16 protein-coding genes are annotated in these 19,615 nt (G+C 71.9%); all 16 read left to right on the top strand.

All coding sequences use genetic code 11. The features are described from left to right. Position 1 precedes the first annotated feature (1 nt). Entirely contained in the window at positions 2 to 1,945 is a 1,944-nt protein-coding gene (gene asnB, locus ACFWZ2_RS19755; protein ID WP_384547317.1) for an asparagine synthase (glutamine-hydrolyzing), read from the top strand. A 16-nt stretch (positions 1,946 to 1,961) separates the two neighbouring features. Beyond that, a complete protein-coding gene (locus ACFWZ2_RS19750; RefSeq protein ID WP_384547316.1) occupies positions 1,962 to 4,142 on the top strand; it encodes a bi-domain-containing oxidoreductase in 2,181 nt (726 codons plus the stop codon). Then, positions 4,139 to 6,091, top strand: a complete 1,953-nt coding sequence (locus ACFWZ2_RS19745) for an alginate lyase family protein (protein ID WP_384547314.1) — start codon at positions 4,139 to 4,141, stop codon at positions 6,089 to 6,091. Before ACFWZ2_RS19750 ends, ACFWZ2_RS19745 begins: the two co-directional genes overlap by 4 nt. An 8-nt stretch (positions 6,092 to 6,099) precedes the next feature. Next, on the top strand, positions 6,100 to 7,629 hold the full coding sequence (locus ACFWZ2_RS19740; RefSeq protein WP_384547312.1) for a right-handed parallel beta-helix repeat-containing protein: 1,530 nt from the start codon (positions 6,100 to 6,102) through the stop codon (positions 7,627 to 7,629). Position 7,630: 1 nt separating this feature from the next. Next, on the top strand, positions 7,631 to 8,875 hold the full coding sequence (locus tag ACFWZ2_RS19735; RefSeq protein ID WP_384547310.1) for an O-antigen ligase domain-containing protein: 1,245 nt from the start codon (positions 7,631 to 7,633) through the stop codon (positions 8,873 to 8,875). A gap of 2 nt (positions 8,876 to 8,877) precedes the next feature. Next, complete coding sequence (locus ACFWZ2_RS19730; protein ID WP_384547308.1) at positions 8,878 to 10,089, top strand: glycosyltransferase; 1,212 nt, start codon at positions 8,878 to 8,880, stop codon at positions 10,087 to 10,089. Beyond that, positions 10,086 to 11,339: a class I SAM-dependent methyltransferase gene (locus ACFWZ2_RS19725; RefSeq protein WP_384547306.1), complete on the top strand. Its 1,254-nt coding sequence runs from the start codon at positions 10,086 to 10,088 to the stop codon at positions 11,337 to 11,339. The genes ACFWZ2_RS19730 and ACFWZ2_RS19725 overlap by 4 nt, the downstream gene beginning before the upstream one ends. After that, entirely contained in the window at positions 11,336 to 12,130 is a 795-nt protein-coding gene (locus ACFWZ2_RS19720) for a glucose-1-phosphate cytidylyltransferase (protein WP_384547304.1), read from the top strand. Before ACFWZ2_RS19725 ends, ACFWZ2_RS19720 begins: the two co-directional genes overlap by 4 nt. Continuing rightward, positions 12,127 to 12,789: a PIG-L deacetylase family protein gene (locus ACFWZ2_RS19715; protein WP_384547303.1), complete on the top strand. Its 663-nt coding sequence runs from the start codon at positions 12,127 to 12,129 to the stop codon at positions 12,787 to 12,789. Before ACFWZ2_RS19720 ends, ACFWZ2_RS19715 begins: the two co-directional genes overlap by 4 nt. A gap of 3 nt (positions 12,790 to 12,792) precedes the next feature. Continuing rightward, entirely contained in the window at positions 12,793 to 13,818 is a 1,026-nt protein-coding gene (locus ACFWZ2_RS19710; RefSeq protein WP_384547301.1) for an NAD-dependent epimerase/dehydratase family protein, read from the top strand. Further along, the gene (locus ACFWZ2_RS19705) at positions 13,806 to 15,089 is read left to right on the top strand and encodes a DUF4910 domain-containing protein (protein ID WP_384547298.1); all 1,284 of its coding nucleotides are present in this window, start codon (positions 13,806 to 13,808) and stop codon (positions 15,087 to 15,089) included. Before ACFWZ2_RS19710 ends, ACFWZ2_RS19705 begins: the two co-directional genes overlap by 13 nt. 5 nt (positions 15,090 to 15,094) lie before the next feature. After that, positions 15,095 to 16,393 carry a hypothetical protein gene (locus ACFWZ2_RS19700; protein WP_384547297.1) on the top strand — a complete coding sequence of 433 codons (1,299 nt, stop codon included), beginning with the start codon at positions 15,095 to 15,097 and terminating at the stop codon, positions 16,391 to 16,393. Then, entirely contained in the window at positions 16,390 to 17,337 is a 948-nt protein-coding gene (locus ACFWZ2_RS19695; protein WP_384547295.1) for a glycosyltransferase family 2 protein, read from the top strand. The genes ACFWZ2_RS19700 and ACFWZ2_RS19695 overlap by 4 nt, the downstream gene beginning before the upstream one ends. Then, entirely contained in the window at positions 17,334 to 18,530 is a 1,197-nt protein-coding gene (locus ACFWZ2_RS19690; RefSeq protein WP_384547293.1) for a polysaccharide pyruvyl transferase family protein, read from the top strand. Before ACFWZ2_RS19695 ends, ACFWZ2_RS19690 begins: the two co-directional genes overlap by 4 nt. Next, positions 18,527 to 19,078, top strand: a complete 552-nt coding sequence (rfbC, locus tag ACFWZ2_RS19685) for a dTDP-4-dehydrorhamnose 3,5-epimerase (protein ID WP_384547291.1) — start codon at positions 18,527 to 18,529, stop codon at positions 19,076 to 19,078. The genes ACFWZ2_RS19690 and rfbC overlap by 4 nt, the downstream gene beginning before the upstream one ends. A 7-nt stretch (positions 19,079 to 19,085) precedes the next feature. Further along, the coding region (locus ACFWZ2_RS19680) for an aminotransferase class III-fold pyridoxal phosphate-dependent enzyme (RefSeq protein ID WP_384547289.1) at positions 19,086 to 19,615 on the top strand (530 nt) is incomplete at its 3' end.

Here is a 19,615-nt window from a genome sequence, read left to right as displayed (position 1 = left end):
CGTGTGTGGCATAGCAGGCACGTACCGATGGCCGGACGGGAAGGTCGTGACCGACCGGCTCACCGATGTCCTCGCCCACCGCGGTCCTGACGGGGCGGGCCGGTACAGCCATCCCGTCGGCGACGGCGAAGTGCACCTGGGGCACCGGCGGTTGGCCATCATCGACCTGTCCGGGACCGGCGCCCAGCCGATGGCCTCGGGCGGCCTCGTCCTGACGTACAACGGCGAGCTGTACAACGCCCCCGAGCTGCGTGCCGAGCTGGCGGCGGCCGGGGTGCGCTTCCGCGGCACCTCCGACACCGAGGTGGTCCTCGAAGCCTGGCGGCGCTGGGGCACGGACTGCCTGCCCCGCTTCCGCGGCATGTTCGCGTTCGGCATCTTCGACGAGCGCACCGGTGAACTGGTGCTCGCCCGCGACCAGTTGGGCATCAAGCCGCTGTTCCTGCTGCGGCGCGGCGCGGGTCTGGTGTTCGCCTCCGAGCTCAAGGCGCTCGCCGCCGCCACCGGCGGGAAGCTGCGGGTGGACGAGGCGGCCCTGGTGGCCTCGCTGCTGTACTACTGGGTGCCCGATTCGCGCTGCGCGTTCCGCGACGCGGAGAAGCTGCCGCCGGGGAGCTGGCTCAGATGCAGGCCCGACGGCCGGGTGGAACGCGGCCGGTTCTGGCACCTCAAGGACGTCGCCGCCGAGGGCCGGGAGCGGGCCCTGAGCGGCGAGCGGCCGGACCTCGCCGCGATCGTCGAGGAGTCGACCCGGCAGCACATGCTCTCCGACGTACCCGTGGCGACCTTCCTGTCCGGCGGACTCGACTCCAGCTATCTGACCGCGCTCGCGGCCCGCCACCAACCCGGGATCTCCGCCTACACGATCGGATTCCGCGCCGAGGACGCGAAGTTCGAGGCGATGCCGGACGATCTGCGCTACGCCCGGCAGGTGGCCGAGCGGTTCGGCGTCGATCTGCACGAGATCGAGATCGCTCCGGACGTGCTCGACCTGCTGCCGCGGATGACGCACCACCTGGACGAGCCGATCGGCGACCCGGCCGCGATCAACACGTTCCTGATCTGCTCGGCCGCCCGGGAGGCCGGGGTCAAGGTGATGCTGTCGGGGATGGGCGCCGACGAGCTGTTCGCCGGGTACCGCAAGCACCTGGCCAATCTGCTCGCGCTGCGCTACCAGCGCGTCCCGCGGCCCCTGCGGCGCGGGGTCTTCGGGGTCGTGGACCGGCTGCCGGTCGCCACGAGCCGCCGGGGGTACCGGTCGGTGCGCTTCGCGAAGCGGTTCCTGTCCTTCGCCGATCTGCCGGAGGAGACCGCGTTCCGGCGCAGTTACACCATGTACGACCAGGAGGAACTGCTCGCTCTGGTCGATCCGGAGCTGGCGGGGACGGTCGACGACGTGCTGACCGAGCACGCGGACGTCTATGCGGACCATGCCCTCGATGACCCTGCCGACTTCGTCAACCGCATGTGCCTGGCCGACGCCCGGATGTTCCTGCCGGGCCTGAACCTCACGTACACGGACCGCTCCAGCATGGCCGCGTCGACCGAGGTGCGGGTCCCGTACGTGGACGTCGAGGTGGTGAAGGCGGCGTTCGCCGTGCCCGGCGACCGCAAGATCGTCGGACGGCAGGGCAAGGCCGTCCTCAAGGAGGCGGCCACCTCGGTCCTGCCCAAGGAGATCGTGTACCGGCCCAAGGGCCTGTTCAGCGCCCCGCTGCGGGCCTGGATGAGCCGGGATCTGGCGCCCCTTGTGCGTGAGGTGGTGCACGACGGCCTGCTCGTCAACTCCGGTTTCCTGCGGCGTGACGCGCTGGCGCGCATGGTCGCCGAGGACGCCGCGGGGCAGCGGGACTTCTCCAAGCATCTGTGGCATGTGCTGACCCTCGAGTACTGGTATCGCGGCGCGACCTCCGGGTCCAACCAGAACGATCGCTTGACGGCTTAGGAACAAGGGGACTTCGGTGAAACAGGTTGTGCAGAACTACAAGAGCGGCGAGCTCGCGGTGCTCGACGTGCCGGTGCCGGGGTGCAAGCCGGGCGGTGTCCTCGTCAGGACCGCCTACTCGCTGATCTCCACCGGGACCGAGCTGATGAAGGTGTCCGAGGCCGGCATGTCGATGCTCGGCAAGGCCCGTTCACGCCCCGACCAGGTGGCCAAGGTCATGCAGAGCGTGGCCACCAACGGAGTGCCCGCCACCTACCGCAAGGTGATGGGCAAGCTGGACTCCTACACACCGCTCGGCTACTCGCTGTGCGGCGTGGTCGAGCAGGTCGGCGCCGGGATCGACGACGTGCAGGTCGGCGACCTCGTGGCCTGCGCGGGCAACGAGCACGCCCTGCACGCCGAGTTGAACTGGGTGCCGAAGAACCTCTACGTCCCGGTGCCGGACGGCCTCGCCCCGCGGCACGCGGCCTTCGGCACCGTCGGATCGATCGCGATGCAGGGCGTCCGCCGCGGCGAGCCCCAACTCGGCGACGTGGCCCTGGTCATCGGCCTCGGCCTGATCGGGCAGCTGGTGGTGCAGCTGCTCACCGCGTCGGGGGTCCGCGTCGTCGGCGTCGACCCCGACCCGGTGCGCTGCGAGCTCGCCGAGCGCCTGGGCGCGGCGGCCTGCGGCGATCCCGCGTCCCCGGCCGTGGAGGCCACCGTCGCCGAACTCACCGGCGGTCACGGCGTGGACCAGGTGTATCTGGCCGCGGGCGGCGGCAGCAATCAACCCGTCGAGCTGGCCGCCCGGTTGAGCAGGGACCGCGGCCGGGTCGTCGACATCGGCAAGTGCCGCCTCGACCTGCCGTGGAACGCGTACTACGAGAAGGAACTCGACGTCCGGTTCTCGCGGTCGTACGGTCCCGGGCGCTACGACCCGGAGTACGAGCTGGCGGGGCGGGACTATCCGATCGGCTATGTGCGCTGGACCGAGCGCCGCAATCTCGCCTGCTTCCTCGATCTCGTCGCCCGCGACCGCGTCGACGTGGAGCCGCTGGTCTCCCACGTCGCCGACTTCGACGACGCCGTGGGGACGTATCAGAGCCTGAAGGACGGCGAGTTGAAGGCCGTGGCCGTGCTGTTCCGCTACCCCGGGCACACCGGGAAGGCGGAGGCGGCGAAGGCTCCGGAGGTGGCGGTGCCCGCGGTGAGCGTGCGGCGGGGTCCGGCCCGGCCCGCCGACGCACCGGTGCGCCTCGCGTTCATCGGCGCGGGCAACTACGCGACGTCGATGCTCCTTCCGCACCTGACCCGGCGCGACGGCGTCGAGCTGTCGACCGTCGTCACCACGACGGCGCTGTCCGCGGCCAACGCGCAGCGGAAGTTCGGCTTCGCCGAGGCGACCACCGACCTCGACGCCGTCCTCGGCGACAAGTCCATCGACGCGGTGTTCGTGGTCACCCGGCACAGCTCGCACGCCGAACTGACCCGGCAGGCGCTCCTCGCGGGCAAGGCCGTGTTCGTGGAGAAGCCCCTGGCCCTCACCGAGGATGACCTCGCCGGAGTGCTCGCGGCCGTGGAGGAGTCCGGCAACGACCGGCTCCAGGTGGGCTTCAACCGCCGGTTCGCGCCGCTCCTCCAGGAGGCCAGGAAGCGGTTCGGCACGAGGACCGGCCCGGCGAGCCTGCGCTACCTGGTCAACGCGGGCCAGTTGCAGCACGGCAGCTGGTACCTCCAACAGGGCACCGAGGGCTCGCGGTTCGCCGGTGAGGGCGGGCACTTCATCGACACGGCGAGCTGGCTGCTCGGCGCCGACCCGGTCTCGGTGTACGCCGTCGCCACCTCCGGCAACGAGGACCTCCAGGTCGTCCTGCGCTACCCGGACGGGTCCACCGCCACCATCAGCTACGTCACCACCGGCGCACCCGGCTTCCCCAAGGAGACCCTCGACCTGGTCGCGGACGGCAAGGTGCTGCGCCTCGACGACTTCGTACGCGCGTCGGTCCACGGGCGCAAGAAGTGGGTCAGCTCCCGGCTGCCCAAGGCCAGGGACAAGGGCCAGAACGCCGAACTGGCCGCGTTCGTCAGGGCCGTGCGGACCGGCGGGCCGATGCCGGTGCCGCTGGAGTCGCTCGTCGCCACCACGTCGGCCACCCTCGCCGTGCGGACAGGCCTGGCCGGCGGCGCACCGGTGACGTTGGCGAGGGCACGATGAGCATGAGCCCAGGCTGGTACCTGCGCCGCCTCTCCCGGATGGGACCGCAGGAGATCGGCGGCCGGGTGGCCGACGCGGTGCGCAGGCGGCGGTGGCGGTCGGTGCGGCCGGACTGCCCGAGCGTGACCGGCGCCCGGTTCACCGCGGTGCTGCCCGCGGGGACGATCGCCGCGGTACCGCCGGACGCCGCCAAGCGTCTGATCGCCGAGGCGGACCGGCTGATGGCCGGGCACGCCGAGTACTTCGGGGTGTACCGCGACGATCTGGCCCACCCGGACTGGTGGTTCGACCCGAAGACCGGGCGACGTGCCCCGTGGGGCTACGCCTTCGACGTGCCGTACCGCAACGAGGACGCGGTCGGCGACATCAAGCAGATCTGGGAGCTGTCCCGGCATCAGTACCTCACCGTGCTCGCCGCCGCCTACGCGATCACCGGGGACGACCGGTACGCCGAACGCGTGGCCGAGCATCTGCGGTGGTGGTGGACGGCCAACGCGCCGCTGCGCGGGGTGCACTGGATCAGCGGCATCGAGCTGGGGATCCGGCTCCTGTCCTGGGTGTGGATCAGGCGGCTGCTCGACGGCTGGTCCGGCGCGGCCGACCTGTTCGAGAACAACCCGGTGGCGCGGAGCCAGATCTGGCACCACCAGCGCTGGCTCGCCGCCTTCCCCAGCCGGGGGTCATCGGCGAACAACCACGTCATCGCCGAGGCCGCCGGGCAGTCCGCCGCGGCCTGCGCGTTCGCGTGGTTCCCCTCGTCGGCGCGCTGGCGGACCGACGCGCTGCGGTCCCTCGAACGGCATCTGGACAGCAACACCTTCGGCTCGGGACTCAACCGCGAACTGGCCACCGAGTACCACGGACTCGTCCTCGAACTCGGCCTCGCCGCGGTCGCCGAGGCGGATGCCGCGGGCGTGCCGGTCCCCGCGTCGATCCGTCTGGTGCTGCTGCGGATGACCGACGCGCTCGCGGCCGTCGTGGACGGCCGGCTGCGACCGCCGCGCCAGGGGGACGCGGACGACGGCCACGGTCTGGTCGTGGACGGCCCGGGCACCGACCGCTGGGGCTCGCTCCTCGCCACCGGGGAGGCCGTGTACGGCAGGCTCTCCTGGTGGCCGACGGTGACCGGCACCGATGTGCGCACCCCGCTGCTGGCCGCGCTCATCCGGCCCACCGCACCGGCCGTCCGCCCGACGGGCCGCCCGGCCCACTTCGCCGACGCGGGCCTGACCGTCCTGCGCGGTCCGGACGGCCCGGGAGAGATCTGGTGCCGCTGCGACGGCGGTCCGCACGGCTTCCTGTCCATCGCGGCGCACGCCCACGCGGACGCGCTGTCCGTGGAGGTCCGGCACGACGGGGTCGACGTGCTCGCCGACCCGGGGACGTACTGCTACCACGGGCAGCCCGCGTGGCGGCAGTACTTCCGGTCGACGCTCGGCCACAACACCCTGCGCCTCGACGGCGCCGACCAGTCGGTCTCCGGCGGCCCGTTCCTGTGGACCCGGCACGCCCGCACCCGCGTCCTGGCCGCGGACGCCGCCGACGGCGCGGGGACGGCCCGCTGGTGCGCCGAGCACGACGGCTACCCGGACTCCGTGCACCGCCGCCGGGTGGAACTGACCGCGGCGCGGCGGGAGTTGCGGGTGGTGGACGAGGTGCGCGGCCCGCGCAGGGCCGTACAGCTGGCGTTCCACCTCGGCCCCACGATCACCGCGGACCTGGTGGAGAACCGGGCGGTGCTCACCTGGACCAGGGACGGCGACGACCGCTCCGCGGTCCTGGACCTGCCGGGGCAGCTGTCCTGGCGGGCGCACCGCGGCGAGACCGACCCGCCACTGGGCTGGTACTCCGCGGGATTCGGGCGCAAGGAACCCGCCACCACGCTGGTCGGCACCGGCTTCGCCGACGGTGTGGAGGGGTTCACGACGTTACTCAGGTTCCGCGGCTAGGAGGACGTGTGGGGATCAAGTGGCGGAACTGGGCGCTGCCGACGGCACCGCTGGCGCTCGCACTGCTGGCGACCGGCTGCGTCGGCACGTCGGACGCGGGGTCGGAGCCGAAGGCAGGGCCCGCCACGTCCGCGGCCCGCTCCGTGGCCCGGGTGTGCGCCAAGCCCGCGCCCGGTCCCGCGAAGGCACCGGCGGGCGCGGTGACGGTCGACCCGGCGGTGGTCGGTGACCTGGCCGCGAAGACCAGGAGCAGCCCCCCGAACACCACGTTCTGGCTCCGCCCCGGCAGGCACAGGCTCGACCCCGACCGCTACTCGCAGGTCATCCCCAAGAAGGGGAACCGCTACGTCGGCGCGCCGGGCGCGGTCCTCGACGGCGGGAAGAAGAACCAGTACGCGTTCGGCGGTTCCGCCCGCGACGTCACCATCCGCCACCTGACCGTGCAGCGTTTCGTCGCGCCGCACGACGAGGGCGTGGTCAACCACGACTCGGCCGACGGATGGGTGATCGAGCACACGACGATCCAGCGGAACTCCGCCGCCGGGCTGATGGCCGGTTCCCGTCAGCAGGTCCGCGCCAACTGCCTGCGCGACAACGGCCAGTACGGCATGAACGCGTACAAGGCCAAGGGCCGGATCACCGGCCTGGTGGTCGAGGACAACGAGATCGTGGGCAACAACACCGGCGACTGGGAGCGCAAGCGGAAGGGCTGCGGCTGCACCGGAGGCATCAAGTTCTGGGCCGTCGACGGCGCCGACGTGCGCGGCAACTGGGTGCACGACAACCGCGGCACGGGGCTGTGGGCGGACACCAACAACAACGACTTCCGCATCGAGGGCAACGTCATCGAGGCCAACGACGGTGCCGCGCTGATCTATGAGACCAGCTACAACGCGGTCATCCGGAAGAACATCATCCGGCGGAACAACTGGGTCGAGGGCCGCAGATACGCCGACCGCGGCGACACCTTCCCGTTCGCGACTCTCTATCTGTCCGAGTCCGGCGGCGAACCACGGATCAAGGCCCGCACGGACAAGATCGACGTCTCCCGGAACCTGCTGGAGAACAACTGGTCGGGAATCACCCTGTGGGAGAACGCCGACCGGTTCTGCAACAGCCCGGCCAACACCTCCTCCGGTGACTGCACGCTGCTTGTGAAGAAGACCGACCGCTGCGCGAAGCCGGGCATCGCCACCGCGCCGCTCTACGCCGACTGCCGCTGGAAGACCCAGCGGGTGGACATCCACGACAACCGCTTCGTCCTGGACAAGTCCGTCGTCGAGTGCACGGTCAAGTGCGACCGCATGGCGGTGCTCGCCAACTACGGCACCTACCCGGACTGGTCGCCGTACAAGGGCGAGCGGGTGGCCGAGGCGATCACCCGCAAGCAGCACAACCGCTGGCGCGACAACGTCTACGTCGGGCCGTGGAAGTTCGTGGCCCACGACCCGAGCCAGGTGCTCGACTTCGGGCAGTGGCAGAACACGCCGTACCGGCAGGACGAGGGCAGCACCTTCCGCGCACGGGACGGTGGCTGAGATGAGACCGCACGACACCGACCACACGTCGAAGAAGACCGTCGGGGCGGTCTGGGGGCTGCTGATCCTCAATACGCTCGGCTCCGCGGGGGCGAAGACCATCGTGCCGCTGCCCCGCTCCCTGATCCAGATGGTCACCATGGGCGCCCTGGTCGCCGCGTTCGCCCTTGCGCTCGCGGTCAATCTGCGGCTGCGCATCCGGTCCAGCGCCTTCCTGTTCCTGCTCAGCCTGCTGCTCGTGCCGAGCGTGATCTCCAGCGCGAACCTGGACTCGGGGTTCGGCGCGCTGTTCCGCTGCGCGCGCCTCGCCCTCTTCGTCGGCACGCTGTGGCTGCTCAGCCGCTGGTGGGACGGCGGCCTGACGTTCGTCAGGCATCACATCCGGATGTACTTCGTGGTGCTCGGCGTGGTCGCCGCGGGCCTGGTCATCTCGCCGGGCGCCGCCATGCCCGACCTGTACGGCGGACGCCTCGTCGGCGCGTTGTGGCCGCTCACCCCGCCGCAGATCGGCCAGTACGCGGCGGTGATCATCGGGCTCACCGTGCTGCTCGTGCTCGGCCGCAGGATCGACAGGACCAGCGCGGTCGTCGTCATCGTGCCCTCGTTCGTCCTGCTCGCGCTGACCCATACCCGTACGGCCACGCTCGGCCTGCTCATCGGCCTGGTGCTGGCGATCGGCTCGCTCCTGCTGACCAGCGCCGCCGCCCGCAGGTTCTTCAGCTGGACGGTGGTGTGCGCCGTGGTGGCCGCGGTGGCGTTCGCCTCCGCGCTGCAGACGTGGTTCCTGCGCGGCCAGGACAAGGAGAACTTCTCCAACCTCACCGGCCGGGCCAAGGTCTGGGACGCCCTGCTCGCGGCCCCCCGGTCCATGGCGGAGCAGCTGTTCGGCATGGGGCTCGGCGACAAGTCGTTCGGCGGCCTGCCGATCGACAACAGCTGGCTGGCCGTCTACCACGAACAGGGCCTGATCGGCATCGCGTTGGTGGCGACGGCCCTGCTCGTCCTCGGCGGTGTCGCGCTGCTGCGGCCGCCTTCGCTGTCGAGGGCCTGCGCGATCTTCCTGATCAGCTACTGCGCGATCGCCTCGTACACCGAGGCGGGGCTCGGCGACGCCTCGCCGTATCTGCTGCATCTGGCCCTGGCCGCCTCGCTCCTCGCGGCACCGGCCGAGCCCGCGCTGCCGCCCGCGCCCGACGTTCCCCGACGGCACATCCCGCGATGGGCCCGCAGATCGGAGGTGACCTGACCATGCACGTTCTCGTGGTGCACAACCGCTACAACTCGGCGCAGCCGAGCGGGGAGAACAAAGTCGTCGACCAGGAGGTGGGGCTGCTGCGGTCGGCAGGTCACCGGGTCGAGGTGTTCGAGCGGCGCAGCGACTCCATCGCCGACAGGTCCCTGCCGGGCAAGGTCGCGGTGCCGCTGCTCGTGCCCTGGAACCCGGCGGTCCGCTCGGAACTCGCCGCCCGCCTTCGCACCGCACGCCCCGACGTGGTGCACGTCCACAACGTCTTCCCGCTCCTGTCGCCCGCGGTGCTCGCCGCCTGCGCCGACGCCGGGGTGCCCGCCGTCGCCACGCTGCACAACTACACCCAGGTCTGCCCGCCCGGCACGCTGCAACGGGACGGCAGGCCGTGCACCGAGTGCGTCGGGGCGAAGGCGCCGCTGCCTGCCGTCCGGCACGGCTGCTACCGGGGCTCCCGCCTCGCGACGGTGCCGCTCGCGGTCAGCCTTTCGGTCAACCGGCGGCGCTGGTGGTCCGGAGTGGAGCGGTTCTTCTGCATCTCCGCGGCGCAGCGCGACGTCCTGGTGCGGGCCGGGATGCCCGCCGAACGCCTGGCGGTGAAGCACAACTTCGTGCCCGATCCGGGCACCTGCCGCACGGGCTCCGGCGAGCATCTGCTCTATCTCGGCCGGCTCGCGGAGGCCAAGGGCGTACGGCTCCTGATGGCCGCGTGGGACGAGATCGCGGCGGGCGGCGGTGTGGGCGTGCCGCTGGTGATCGCGGGGTCGGGGCCGCTGGAGCGCGAGGTGACCGCCTGGGCGGCGGGCCGGGACGACGTGCGGTACGTCGGCCTGTACGACACGGAGCAGTGCAGGGACGCCGTCGCGCGATCGGTCGCCGTGGTGGCTCCCTCGACGTGGCTCGAAGCGTTCGGCCTGGTGGTCGTGGAGGCGATGGCGGCCGGGGTCCCGGCCGTCGCCGCCGGTCACGGCGCCTTCGTCGAACTCGTCGAGGACGGCGTGACCGGGCTGCTCCACCGGCCGGGCGAGGCGGCCTCGCTCGCGTCCTGCATACGCCGGATCGCGGTCGAGAAGGACCGCAACCGGGAGATGGGCCGGGCGGCCCGGCGCCGGTACGAGCGGGGCTTCAGCCCGGCCGTCGGCCTCGACCGCCTGGTGGAGGGGTACCGCACCGCGATCGCGGTGCGGACGGAATTGTTGGGGGGCAGTAAATGACACGATGCCGACTCTGCGGCTCGGCGGCGTTGGGGAGCGTCGTCGATCTGGGGGCGACCCCGCCGTGCGAGAGCTTTCTCGCCGCGGACCAACTGGACGCGCCGGAGCCCGCGTACCCGCTGCACCTGCGGGTCTGCACCGACTGCTGGCTCGCGCAGATCCCGCCGCTGATCACGCCGGAGGAGACGTTCAGCGAGTACGCGTACTTCTCCTCCTTCTCGACGTCCTGGGTGGAGCATGCGCGGACGTACGTCGCCGACGCCGTGGAGCGGGTGGGGCTCGGCCCCGACGCCTTCGTGGTCGAGGTGGCCAGCAACGACGGGTATCTGCTGAAGCACGTGGTGGACCGGGGGATCCGCTGCCTGGGCATCGAACCGTCGGTGAACGTCGGCGCAGCGGCGCGCGACGCGGGCGTGCCCACGCTCACGGAGTTCCTGAGCCCGGACACCGGCGCGAACGTCCGCGCCGAGCACGGCCCGGCCGACCTGGTCGTGGCCAACAACGTGTACGCGCACATCCCCGACGTCGTCGGATTCACGCAGGGCCTGCGCGCCCTGGTCGCCGACGACGGCTGGGTCTCCATCGAGGTGCAGCATCTGCTGACCCTGATCGAGGAGAACCAGTACGACACGATCTACCACGAGCACTTCCAGTACTACACGGTCGCCTCCGCGATCCGGGCGCTCGCCAGCGGCGGACTCGCGCTCGTGGACGTCGAGTTGCTGCCCACGCACGGCGGCTCCATCCGGCTGTGGGCCCGGCCGGTCGAGGTGGCGGGCGAGCCGTCCCGGCAGGTGGCCGACGTACTGGCCCGGGAGAAGGCCGCCGGGCTCCAGGAGCTGTCCGGGTACACCGAGTTCTCCGCCCGGGTCGCCAAGGTGCGCAGGGATCTCCTCAAGTTCCTCATCACAGCGGCCGAGCGCGGCGAGACGGTCGTCGGCTACGGCGCACCCGGCAAGGGCAACACCCTGCTCAACCACTGCGGCATCCGGCCCGACCTGCTCGCGTACACGGTCGACCGCAACCCCTACAAGCACGGCAGGTTCACGCCGGGCACCCGCATCCCGATCCTGCCGCCCGAGCAGATCGCCGCGGACAAGCCGGACTACGTCCTCGTCCTGCCGTGGAACCTGCGGGCCGAACTGACCGAGCAGCTGTCGTTCGTCCACGACTGGGGCGGCCGTCTCGTCTTCCCCATCCCTGAACTGAGCATGGTCGAGGTCACGTCTTTGGAAGAGGGCACAGCATGAAGGTCGTACTGTTCTGCGGCGGTTACGGGATGCGGATGCGCAGCGGCGCCGCGGACGACATGCCCAAGCCGATGGCGATGGTCGGCCCGCGGCCGCTGATCTGGCATGTCATGCGCTACTACGCGCACTTCGGCCACACGGAGTTCATCCTGTGCCTCGGCTACGGGGCGCACCACATCAAGAACTTCTTCCTCAACTACGAGGAGACGACGTCCAACGACTTCGTGCTGCGGGGCGGGCGGACCGAGCTGCTCTCCACCGACATCTCGGACTGGACGATCACGTTCGCGCAGACCGGTGTCGAGTCGCCGATCGGGGAACGCCTGCGCCGGGTGCGCCACCACCTGGACGGCGACGAGATGTTCCTCGCCAACTACGCCGACGTGCTCACCGATGCCCCGCTGCCGGAGATGATCGACTCCTTCGCCCGGCGCGACGCCGGTGCGTCGATGATGGTGGTGCCGCCGCAGTCCTCGTTCCACTGCGTGGACCTGGGCGAGGACGGCCTGGTCGGCGGCATCACCGCGGTCAGCGAACTGCCGCTGTGGGAGAACGGCGGCTACTTCGTGCTCCGCCAGGAGGTCTTCGACCACATCCCGGAGAACGGTGACCTGGTCGCCGACGGATGCGCCCAACTCGCCAAGCGCGGCCGCCTGGTGGCGCACCAGCACCGCGGCTTCTGGAAGCCGACCGACACCGTGAAGGAGCGGGCCGCACTCGATGCCGCCTACGCCCGCGGTGACCGCCCGTGGGCCGTGTGGGAGCGGGACGCCGCGGGGGTGCGGGCGTGATCGGGCTCGGTTCCGGTCGCCTGGACCGGATCGTCGCGGTGGGCGCGCACTGCGACGACATCGCCATCGGCGCGGGCGGCACGCTCCTTGCGCTGTGCCACGCGCGGCCCGGCATCCGCGTCGACGCGCTGGTGCTCTCCGGCGGCGGCACCGAACGGGAGCAGGAGGAGCGGGCCGCGCTCGCCGCCTTCTGCCCGGGTGCCGAACTGAACCTGACCGTCCTCAAGTTGCCGGACGGCCGGATGCCCGTGCACTGGGACGAGGCCAAGGCCGCGGTCGAGGAGCTGCGCGCGCGGACCGAACCGGATCTCGTCCTCGCCCCGCGCACCGACGACGCGCACCAGGACCACCGCGGCCTGGCGCAGCTGATCCCCACCGCGTTCCGCGACCATCTCGTACTCGGCTACGAGATCGTCAAGTGGGACGGCGATCTCGGCCGCCTCGCGGCGTACCAGCCGCTGTCGCCGGAGATCGCCGAACAGAAGGTACGGCTGCTGCAGGAGCACTACTCCTCGCAGCGGCACCGGCCGTGGTACGACCGGGAGGCCTTCATCGGCCTCGCCCGGATCCGCGGCATCGAATGCCACGCGCGCTACGCCGAGGCGTTCGCCGTCACCAAACTCACGCTCGATCTGGGCACTTCCAAGCTGGGGGACTGAACTGTGCGCGTACTGCTGACCGGGCACCAGGGCTACCTGGGCACCGTGATGGCTCCCGTCCTCGCGGCCGCCGGGCACGACGTCGTCGGCCTCGACTCCGGCCTGTTCGCCGACTGCGTGCTCGGCCCGCCGCCCGCGGACCCGTCCGGGCACCGGGTGGACCTGCGCGACGTCACGGCCGAGCACGTGGCAGGGGTGGACGCCGTGATCCACCTGGCCGCGCTCTCCAACGACCCGCTGGGGTCCCTCGCGCCCGAACTCACCTACGACATCAACCACCACGCGTCCGTCCGCCTCGCCCGGCTCGCCCGCGACGCCGGAGTGCGGCGCTTCCTGTACGCGTCGACCTGCTCGGTGTACGGCGCCGCGGGCGGGGGCGAGCTGGTGGGCGAGGACGCCCCGTTGCGCCCGGTGACGCCGTACGCGGAGTCCAAGGTGCGGGTGGAGGACGATCTGCACGCGCTGGCCGACGGCGACTTCAGCCCGGTGTACATGCGCAACGCCACCGCCTTCGGCTACTCGCCCCGGCTGCGCGCCGACATCGTCCTGAACAACCTGGTGGGTCACGCGCTGCTGTCCGGCGAGGTCCTTGTGCTCTCCGACGGCACCCCCTGGCGCCCACTGGTGCACGCCGCCGACATCGCGCGGGCCTTCACGGCCGCGCTGACCGCGCCGCGCGAGGCGGTCCACGACCGGGCGTTCAACATCGGCAGCGAGACCAACAACGTCACGGTCGCCGAGATCGCCGAGCAGGTCGCCGAGGCCGTCTCCGGCGCGAAGGTGGTGATCACCGGCGAGACGGGCGCGGATCCGCGGTCGTACCGGGTGGACTTCTCCCGGTTCCGCGCCGCGCTCCCCGGCTTCGACTGCGAGTGGACGGTCAAGCGCGGCGCGCTCGAACTCGCCGACGCCTACCGGAAGTTCGGCCTCACCCGCGAGGACTTCGAGCAGCGCTTCACCCGCCTCGCCGTGCTGCGCGCGGCGTCCGACGCGGATGCCGTCGACGACACCCTGCGGTGGCGCCGATGACCACGACGGGCGAGGAGATGCACGCTCTGGTGGAGCGGCTGTATCCGCTGTGCCGGAGCATCACGGGCGACGGGGTGCGCGCCACCCTGGACATCGTCGGCGAACACATCCCGCTCCAGGTGCACGAGGTGCCGACCGGAACACACGTGCTCGACTGGACGGTGCCGCAGGAGTGGAACATCCGGGACGCGTACATCGCCGACGCCACCGGCAAGCGGGTCGTCGACTTCGCCGCGTCCAGCCTGCACGTGCTCGGCTACAGCGTCCCGGTGGCGGCGACCATGCCCCTGTCCGAGCTGCGCGCACATCTGCACACCCTTCCGGACCACCCGAGTTGGGTGCCGTACCGCACGAGCTACTACAAGCCGGAATGGGGCTTCTGCCTGGCCCAGGAGACTCTGGACGCGCTGCCGGACGGCGAGTACGAGGTACGCATCGACTCCACGCTCGCCGACGGCCACCTCACCTACGCCGAGCACGTGGTCCCCGGCCAGGTCCCCGACGAGGTGATCGTCTCCTGCCACGTCTGCCACCCGTCGCTGGCCAACGACAACCTGGCGGGCATCGCGGTGGCGACGTTCCTGGCCCGCGCGCTGGCGCACGAAACCCCGTACTACACCTACCGGTTCATCTATGCGCCCGGCACCATCGGGGCGATCACCTGGCTGGCCCGCAACGCGGAGCGGATCGAGCAGGTCAAGCACGGGCTCGTGCTGGCCTGCGCGGGCGACGCGGGCCAGCTGACGTACAAGCGGAGCAGGCGCGGCGACGCGGAGATCGACCGTGTGCTGCGGCACGTCCTCGCCGCCTCCGAACGCCCGCACCAGATCAAGGAGTTCACTCCGTACGGCTACGACGAGCGGCAGTACTGCTCCCCCGGGTTCAACCTCGGCGTGGGCTCGCTCAGCAGGACGCCGTACGCCGGATATCCCGAGTACCACACGTCGGCGGACAACCCGGACTTCGTCTCCCCGGAGGCGATGACGGACACGCTCGCCGTCTGCCGCGAGGCGTTCGGCGTCCTTGACCGAAATCGGCGCTACGTCAGCCTCAGCCCGTACGGCGAACCGCAGTTGGGGCGGCGCGGCCTGTACGACGCGCTCGGCGGGCGCAGCGACACCCAGCAGGCCCAGATGGCCATGCTCTGGGTGCTCAGCCTCTCCGACGGCGAGCACGGGCTGCTCGACGTCGCCGAGCGGTCGGGGCTGCCCTTCGACACCGTCGCCGCCGCGGCCGACGCCCTGGGCGCCGCCGGGCTGATCAAGGCGTGACGCCGATGACCACCGAGGGGGAGAAGACCACGGCACCGGCGCCCCCGGCCGGGAACGCCCGGCGGGCCATGGCGGGCCGGCTGTCCTGGGGACTCGCCGACCAGGCGGTCTGCAGCATGAACAACTTCGCGGTGGGGATCTACGTGGCCCGCTCCCTCGGCCTCACCGCGTTCGGCGTGTTCAGCCTGGCCTGGGTGACGTACGGCGTGGTGCTCGGCGTCTCCCGCGGCCTTGCCACCGACCCGCTCGTGGTGCGGTTCAGCGGGGTGTCGGACGCGTCCTGGCGCACGGCGACGGCCCGGTCCACGGGCACCGCGCTCGGCGTCGGCGGCGCCATCGGCGCGGTCTGCCTGGTGGCCGGACTCGCGCTCGGCGGCCATGTCGGGCCCGCGTTCGCCTGCCTCGGGGTCGTCCTGCCGACGCTGCTGCTCCAGGACGCCTGGCGGTTCTCGTTCTTCGCCGCGGGCACCGGGCGCAAGGCGTTCGCCAACGACGTCCTCGCGACCGTCGCGCTCGTCCCCGCCATGGTGGCAGCGGCTCGCATGAGCAGCGTGGCCGCCTTCGTGCTCGCCTGGGGCGCGGCCGCAGCGGTGGCCGCGGCCTACGGCTGCCTCCAGTCCGGCATCAGGCCCCAGCTGACCGGGGCGCGCACCTGGCTGCGCGAACAGCGCGACCTCGGCTACCGGTACCTCGTCGAGAATGTCGGCGTCAGCGGCGCGTCCCAACTGCGGGCGTACGGCCTCGGGTTGATCGTCGGGGTCAGCGCGGTGGGCGTGATCCGCGGCGCCGAACTCCTGCTCGGCCCGTTCCTCGCGGTGCTCATGGGGCTCTCGCTGGTCACCGTCCCCGAGGCGGCACGGGTGCTGCGGCAGGCCCCGCACCGCCTCGCCAGGTTCTGCCTGCTGCTCGGCGCCGGTCTCGCCGGCGCCGCGCTGCTCTGGGGCGTGGCCCTGCTCCTCGTGCCCGACCGGCTCGGCGAGCTCGTGCTCGGCGACGTCTGGCACTCCGCCTCGGAGCTCATCGTGCCGGCCGTGCTCGGCGTCGCGGGCTCCGGCCTCGGCGTCGGCGCGGCGGCCGGACTCCGCGCGCTCGCCGCGGCCCGGCGCAGCCTGCGCTGCCAACTCTTCGCCTCCGCCTGCTATGTCGGCGGCGGGCTCGGCGGCGCGGCCGCGGCCGGCACGGTCGGCTCGGCCTGGGGCGTCGCCGCCGCGACCGTCACCGCCTCCGCCGTGTGGTGGCTCCAGCTGCGGTCCGCCCTGCGCGAGCGCCACCAGAACCCCATCCCCGAAGTGAGGACATCATGACCGCCCCACCCCGGCTGAGCATCGGCCTGCCCGTGTACAACGGCGAGGAGTATCTGGCCGAGTCGCTCGACGCCCTGCTCGGCCAGACGTACGAGGACTTCGAGCTGGTCATCTCCGACAACGCCTCGACCGACGGGACCCAGGACATCTGCCGCCGGTACGCCGAGAAGGACCCGCGCATCCGGTACATCCGCCTCGCCGAGAACATCGGCGCCGCGCCCAACCACAACTACGTGTTCACCCGGTGCCGCGGCGAACTCTTCAAATGGGCGTCGCACGACGACCTGTACGCCCGGGACCTGCTGGAACGCTGCGTGACGGCGCTCGACGAGCGCCCCGGCGTGGTCCTCGCCCACGCCGACCAGGCGGTCATCGACGGCGCGGGACAGGTGACGGTCCCCTACGACTACACGCTCGCCACCGGCTCGCCCCACGCGCCCGAGCGCTTCCGCAGTTTCCTCTTCGAGCCCGGGGGCGACGACTTCTACGGCGTGATGCGGGCCGACATGCTGCGCCGGGTGAAGCCGCACGACAGCTACCACCACGCCGACCGCACCTTCGTCGCCCAGCTCGTCCTGCAAGGGCCCTTCCACCAGGTGCCCGAACTGCTGTACTTCCGCCGCGACCACCCCACCCGCGCCGAGCGGGCGAACCCCTCCAAGCGCTCCCGGTGCGTCAACCTCGACCCGCGCAGGGCGGGCCCGCTGCACCCGACGCCCCGGCTGCTCGCCGAGTACGTCTGGGGCTTCGCCTCGGCGGTCCGGCGGGCGCCGCTGTCGCCGGCCGACCGGCGCGCCTGCTACCGCCACCTGGCCGCGTGGATGACCAGCCGGGTCCGCCCCGGCGCGGGCGAGCGGGTCGAGGACCGCGCCCCGGTCGACCCGGCCCGGCTCACCGTCTCCGTCGACGACCTGGTGGCGGGCCGCGAGGGGCGGAAGCCATGAGAACTCCCGTGCGCGTCGGGGTGTTCGGCCTGCTCGGCTCCGGCAACCTCGGCAACGACGGGTCGCTGGAAGCCGTGCTCGGATACCTCCGCGCCGAGCACCCGGACGCGGCCGTGGACGCGCTGTGCGGCGGCCCCGAGGTCGTCGCGGCCCGGTACCGGATCCCCGCGACGCGGCTGCACTGGTACCGCGGCGAGTACCGGACCGCGTCGCGCGCGGGCGCGATCGCGGGCAAGGGTCTCGGCAAACTCGTCGACGTCTTCCGCACCGCCGCCTGGGTGCGCCGCCACGACGTGGTGATCGTGCCCGGCATGGGCGTCCTTGAGGCCACCCTGCCGCTGCGGCCGTGGGGCTTCCCGTACTCCCTGTTCCTGCTCTGCGCGACCGGCCGCCTCTTCGGCACCCGGGTCGCGCTGGTCGGCGTCGGCGCCGCCCCGATCGGCGACCGGCCGACCCGGGCCCTGGTCCGCTGGTCTGCGCGGCTCGCCGCGTACCGGTCGTACCGGGACGCCCTGTCCCGCGACGCGATGCGGGAGATGGGCGTGGACACCGCGCGCGACGAGGTCTACCCGGACCTCGCCTTCGCCCTGCCGACCCCGCCGCCAGGACCGACCGGCCAGGTCTGCGTGGGCGTCATGGACTTCCACGGAGGCAACGACGACCGCGCGAGGGCCGACGAGATCCACCGCCGCTACCTCGAAGGGACGACCCGGTTCGTGCGCGCGCTGGTCGACGAGGGCCGACGGGTCCGCCTGCTCACCGGCGACGACTGCGACGCGACAGTGGTCGCCGCGATCCTCGAAGCGGTGGACTCGCCCCAGGTCACGGCCGCCGAAGTGGCCTCCCTCGCCGACCTGATGAAGGAGGCGGCGGCCGCCGGCGCCGTGGTGGCCACCCGCTACCACAACCTGATCTGCGCGCTGAAGGTCGGCACCCCCACCCTCGCGCTCAGCTACGCGGCCAAGAGCGACGCGCTCATGGCGAGCATGGGCCTCGGCGCGTACTGCCATCCAGCCCGCGAGGTCGACGCCGACCGACTCCTCGAACAGTTCAGGGAGCTGGAGAAGCGGTCGGCTGAGCTGCGCCAGACCCTCGCCGAGCGGAACCAGGAAGCCGCGCGGCGACTAGCCCACCAGTTCACCGCCTTGACCACGGCCCTGTTCAAGACGGACGCCCGGCAGGAGACACCATGAAAGCCACCGAAGTACCGGCTGTCGCAGGCGCGTACCTGTTCGAGCCGACGCCGTACGCCGACGAACGCGGCTTCTTCTGCCGCACGTTCGACGCCGACGTGGTCCGCTCGGTGGGCCTCGACCCGAACGCGTTCGTCCAGGACAGCGTGTCCCGCTCGGTGCGGGGCGTGCTGCGCGGACTGCACCTGCGCTCCGGCGCCGGAGAGGCCAAGCTCGTGCGGTGCTCGTACGGGAGGATCTTCGACGTCGTCGTGGACCTGAGGCCCGACTCGCCGACGTACCGCAACGTGGCCACCTTCGAACTGTCCGGCGAGACGCAGACCACCCTGTACGTCCCGGCCGGGTGCGCGCACGGCTTCCAGGCGCTCACCGAGACCGCCGACACCTCGTACCGGATCGACCGTCCGCACGACCCGGCCGAGGACGTGACGATCGCCTTCGACGACCCGGAGCTCGCCATCGCCTGGCCGCTCCCCGCCACCTCGATGTCCCAGCGGGACCGGCAGGCACCCAGCCTCGCCCAGGCCCTGAAGCAGAAAGAGAGCTGAACCCACCGTGGACACCGAAGAGTTCACCCTGCCCCGGTCGCGAGCGGCGAACGAGCGGCTGCACGCCCTGATCCCCGGGGGCGCGCACACCTACGCCAAGGGCGACGACCAGTACCCAGAGAACCTGGCCCCGGTCATCAGCCACGGCCGCGGCGCCCATGTGTGGGACGTCGACGGCAACCGCTACATCGAGTACGGCTCGGGGCTGCGGTCGGTGAGCCTCGGCCACGCCCACCCCCGCGTGACCGAGGCGGTGCGGCGCGAACTCGACCGGGGCAGCAACTTCGTGCGGCCGTCCATCGTGGAGGTCGACGCCGCGGAACGCTTCCTGGCCACGGTGCCGACCGCCGAGATGGTGAAGTTCGCGAAGAACGGCTCCGACGTCACCACCGCCGCGGTGCGCCTCGCCCGCGCCGTCACCGGGCGCCCGCGGGTGGCCATCTGCGGCGACCACCCGTTCTTCTCCGTCGACGACTGGTTCATCGGTACGACGCCGATGTCCGCCGGTATTCCGACGGCGACCACCGAGCTCACCGT

This window comes from Streptomyces sp. NPDC059002 (genome assembly GCF_042740435.1).
In the GTDB taxonomy this organism is placed as follows: Bacteria; Actinomycetota; Actinomycetes; order Streptomycetales; family Streptomycetaceae; genus Streptomyces.
Note: the sequence above shows the minus strand (reverse complement) of the source record. Positions and strands in the feature narration are given on the sequence as shown.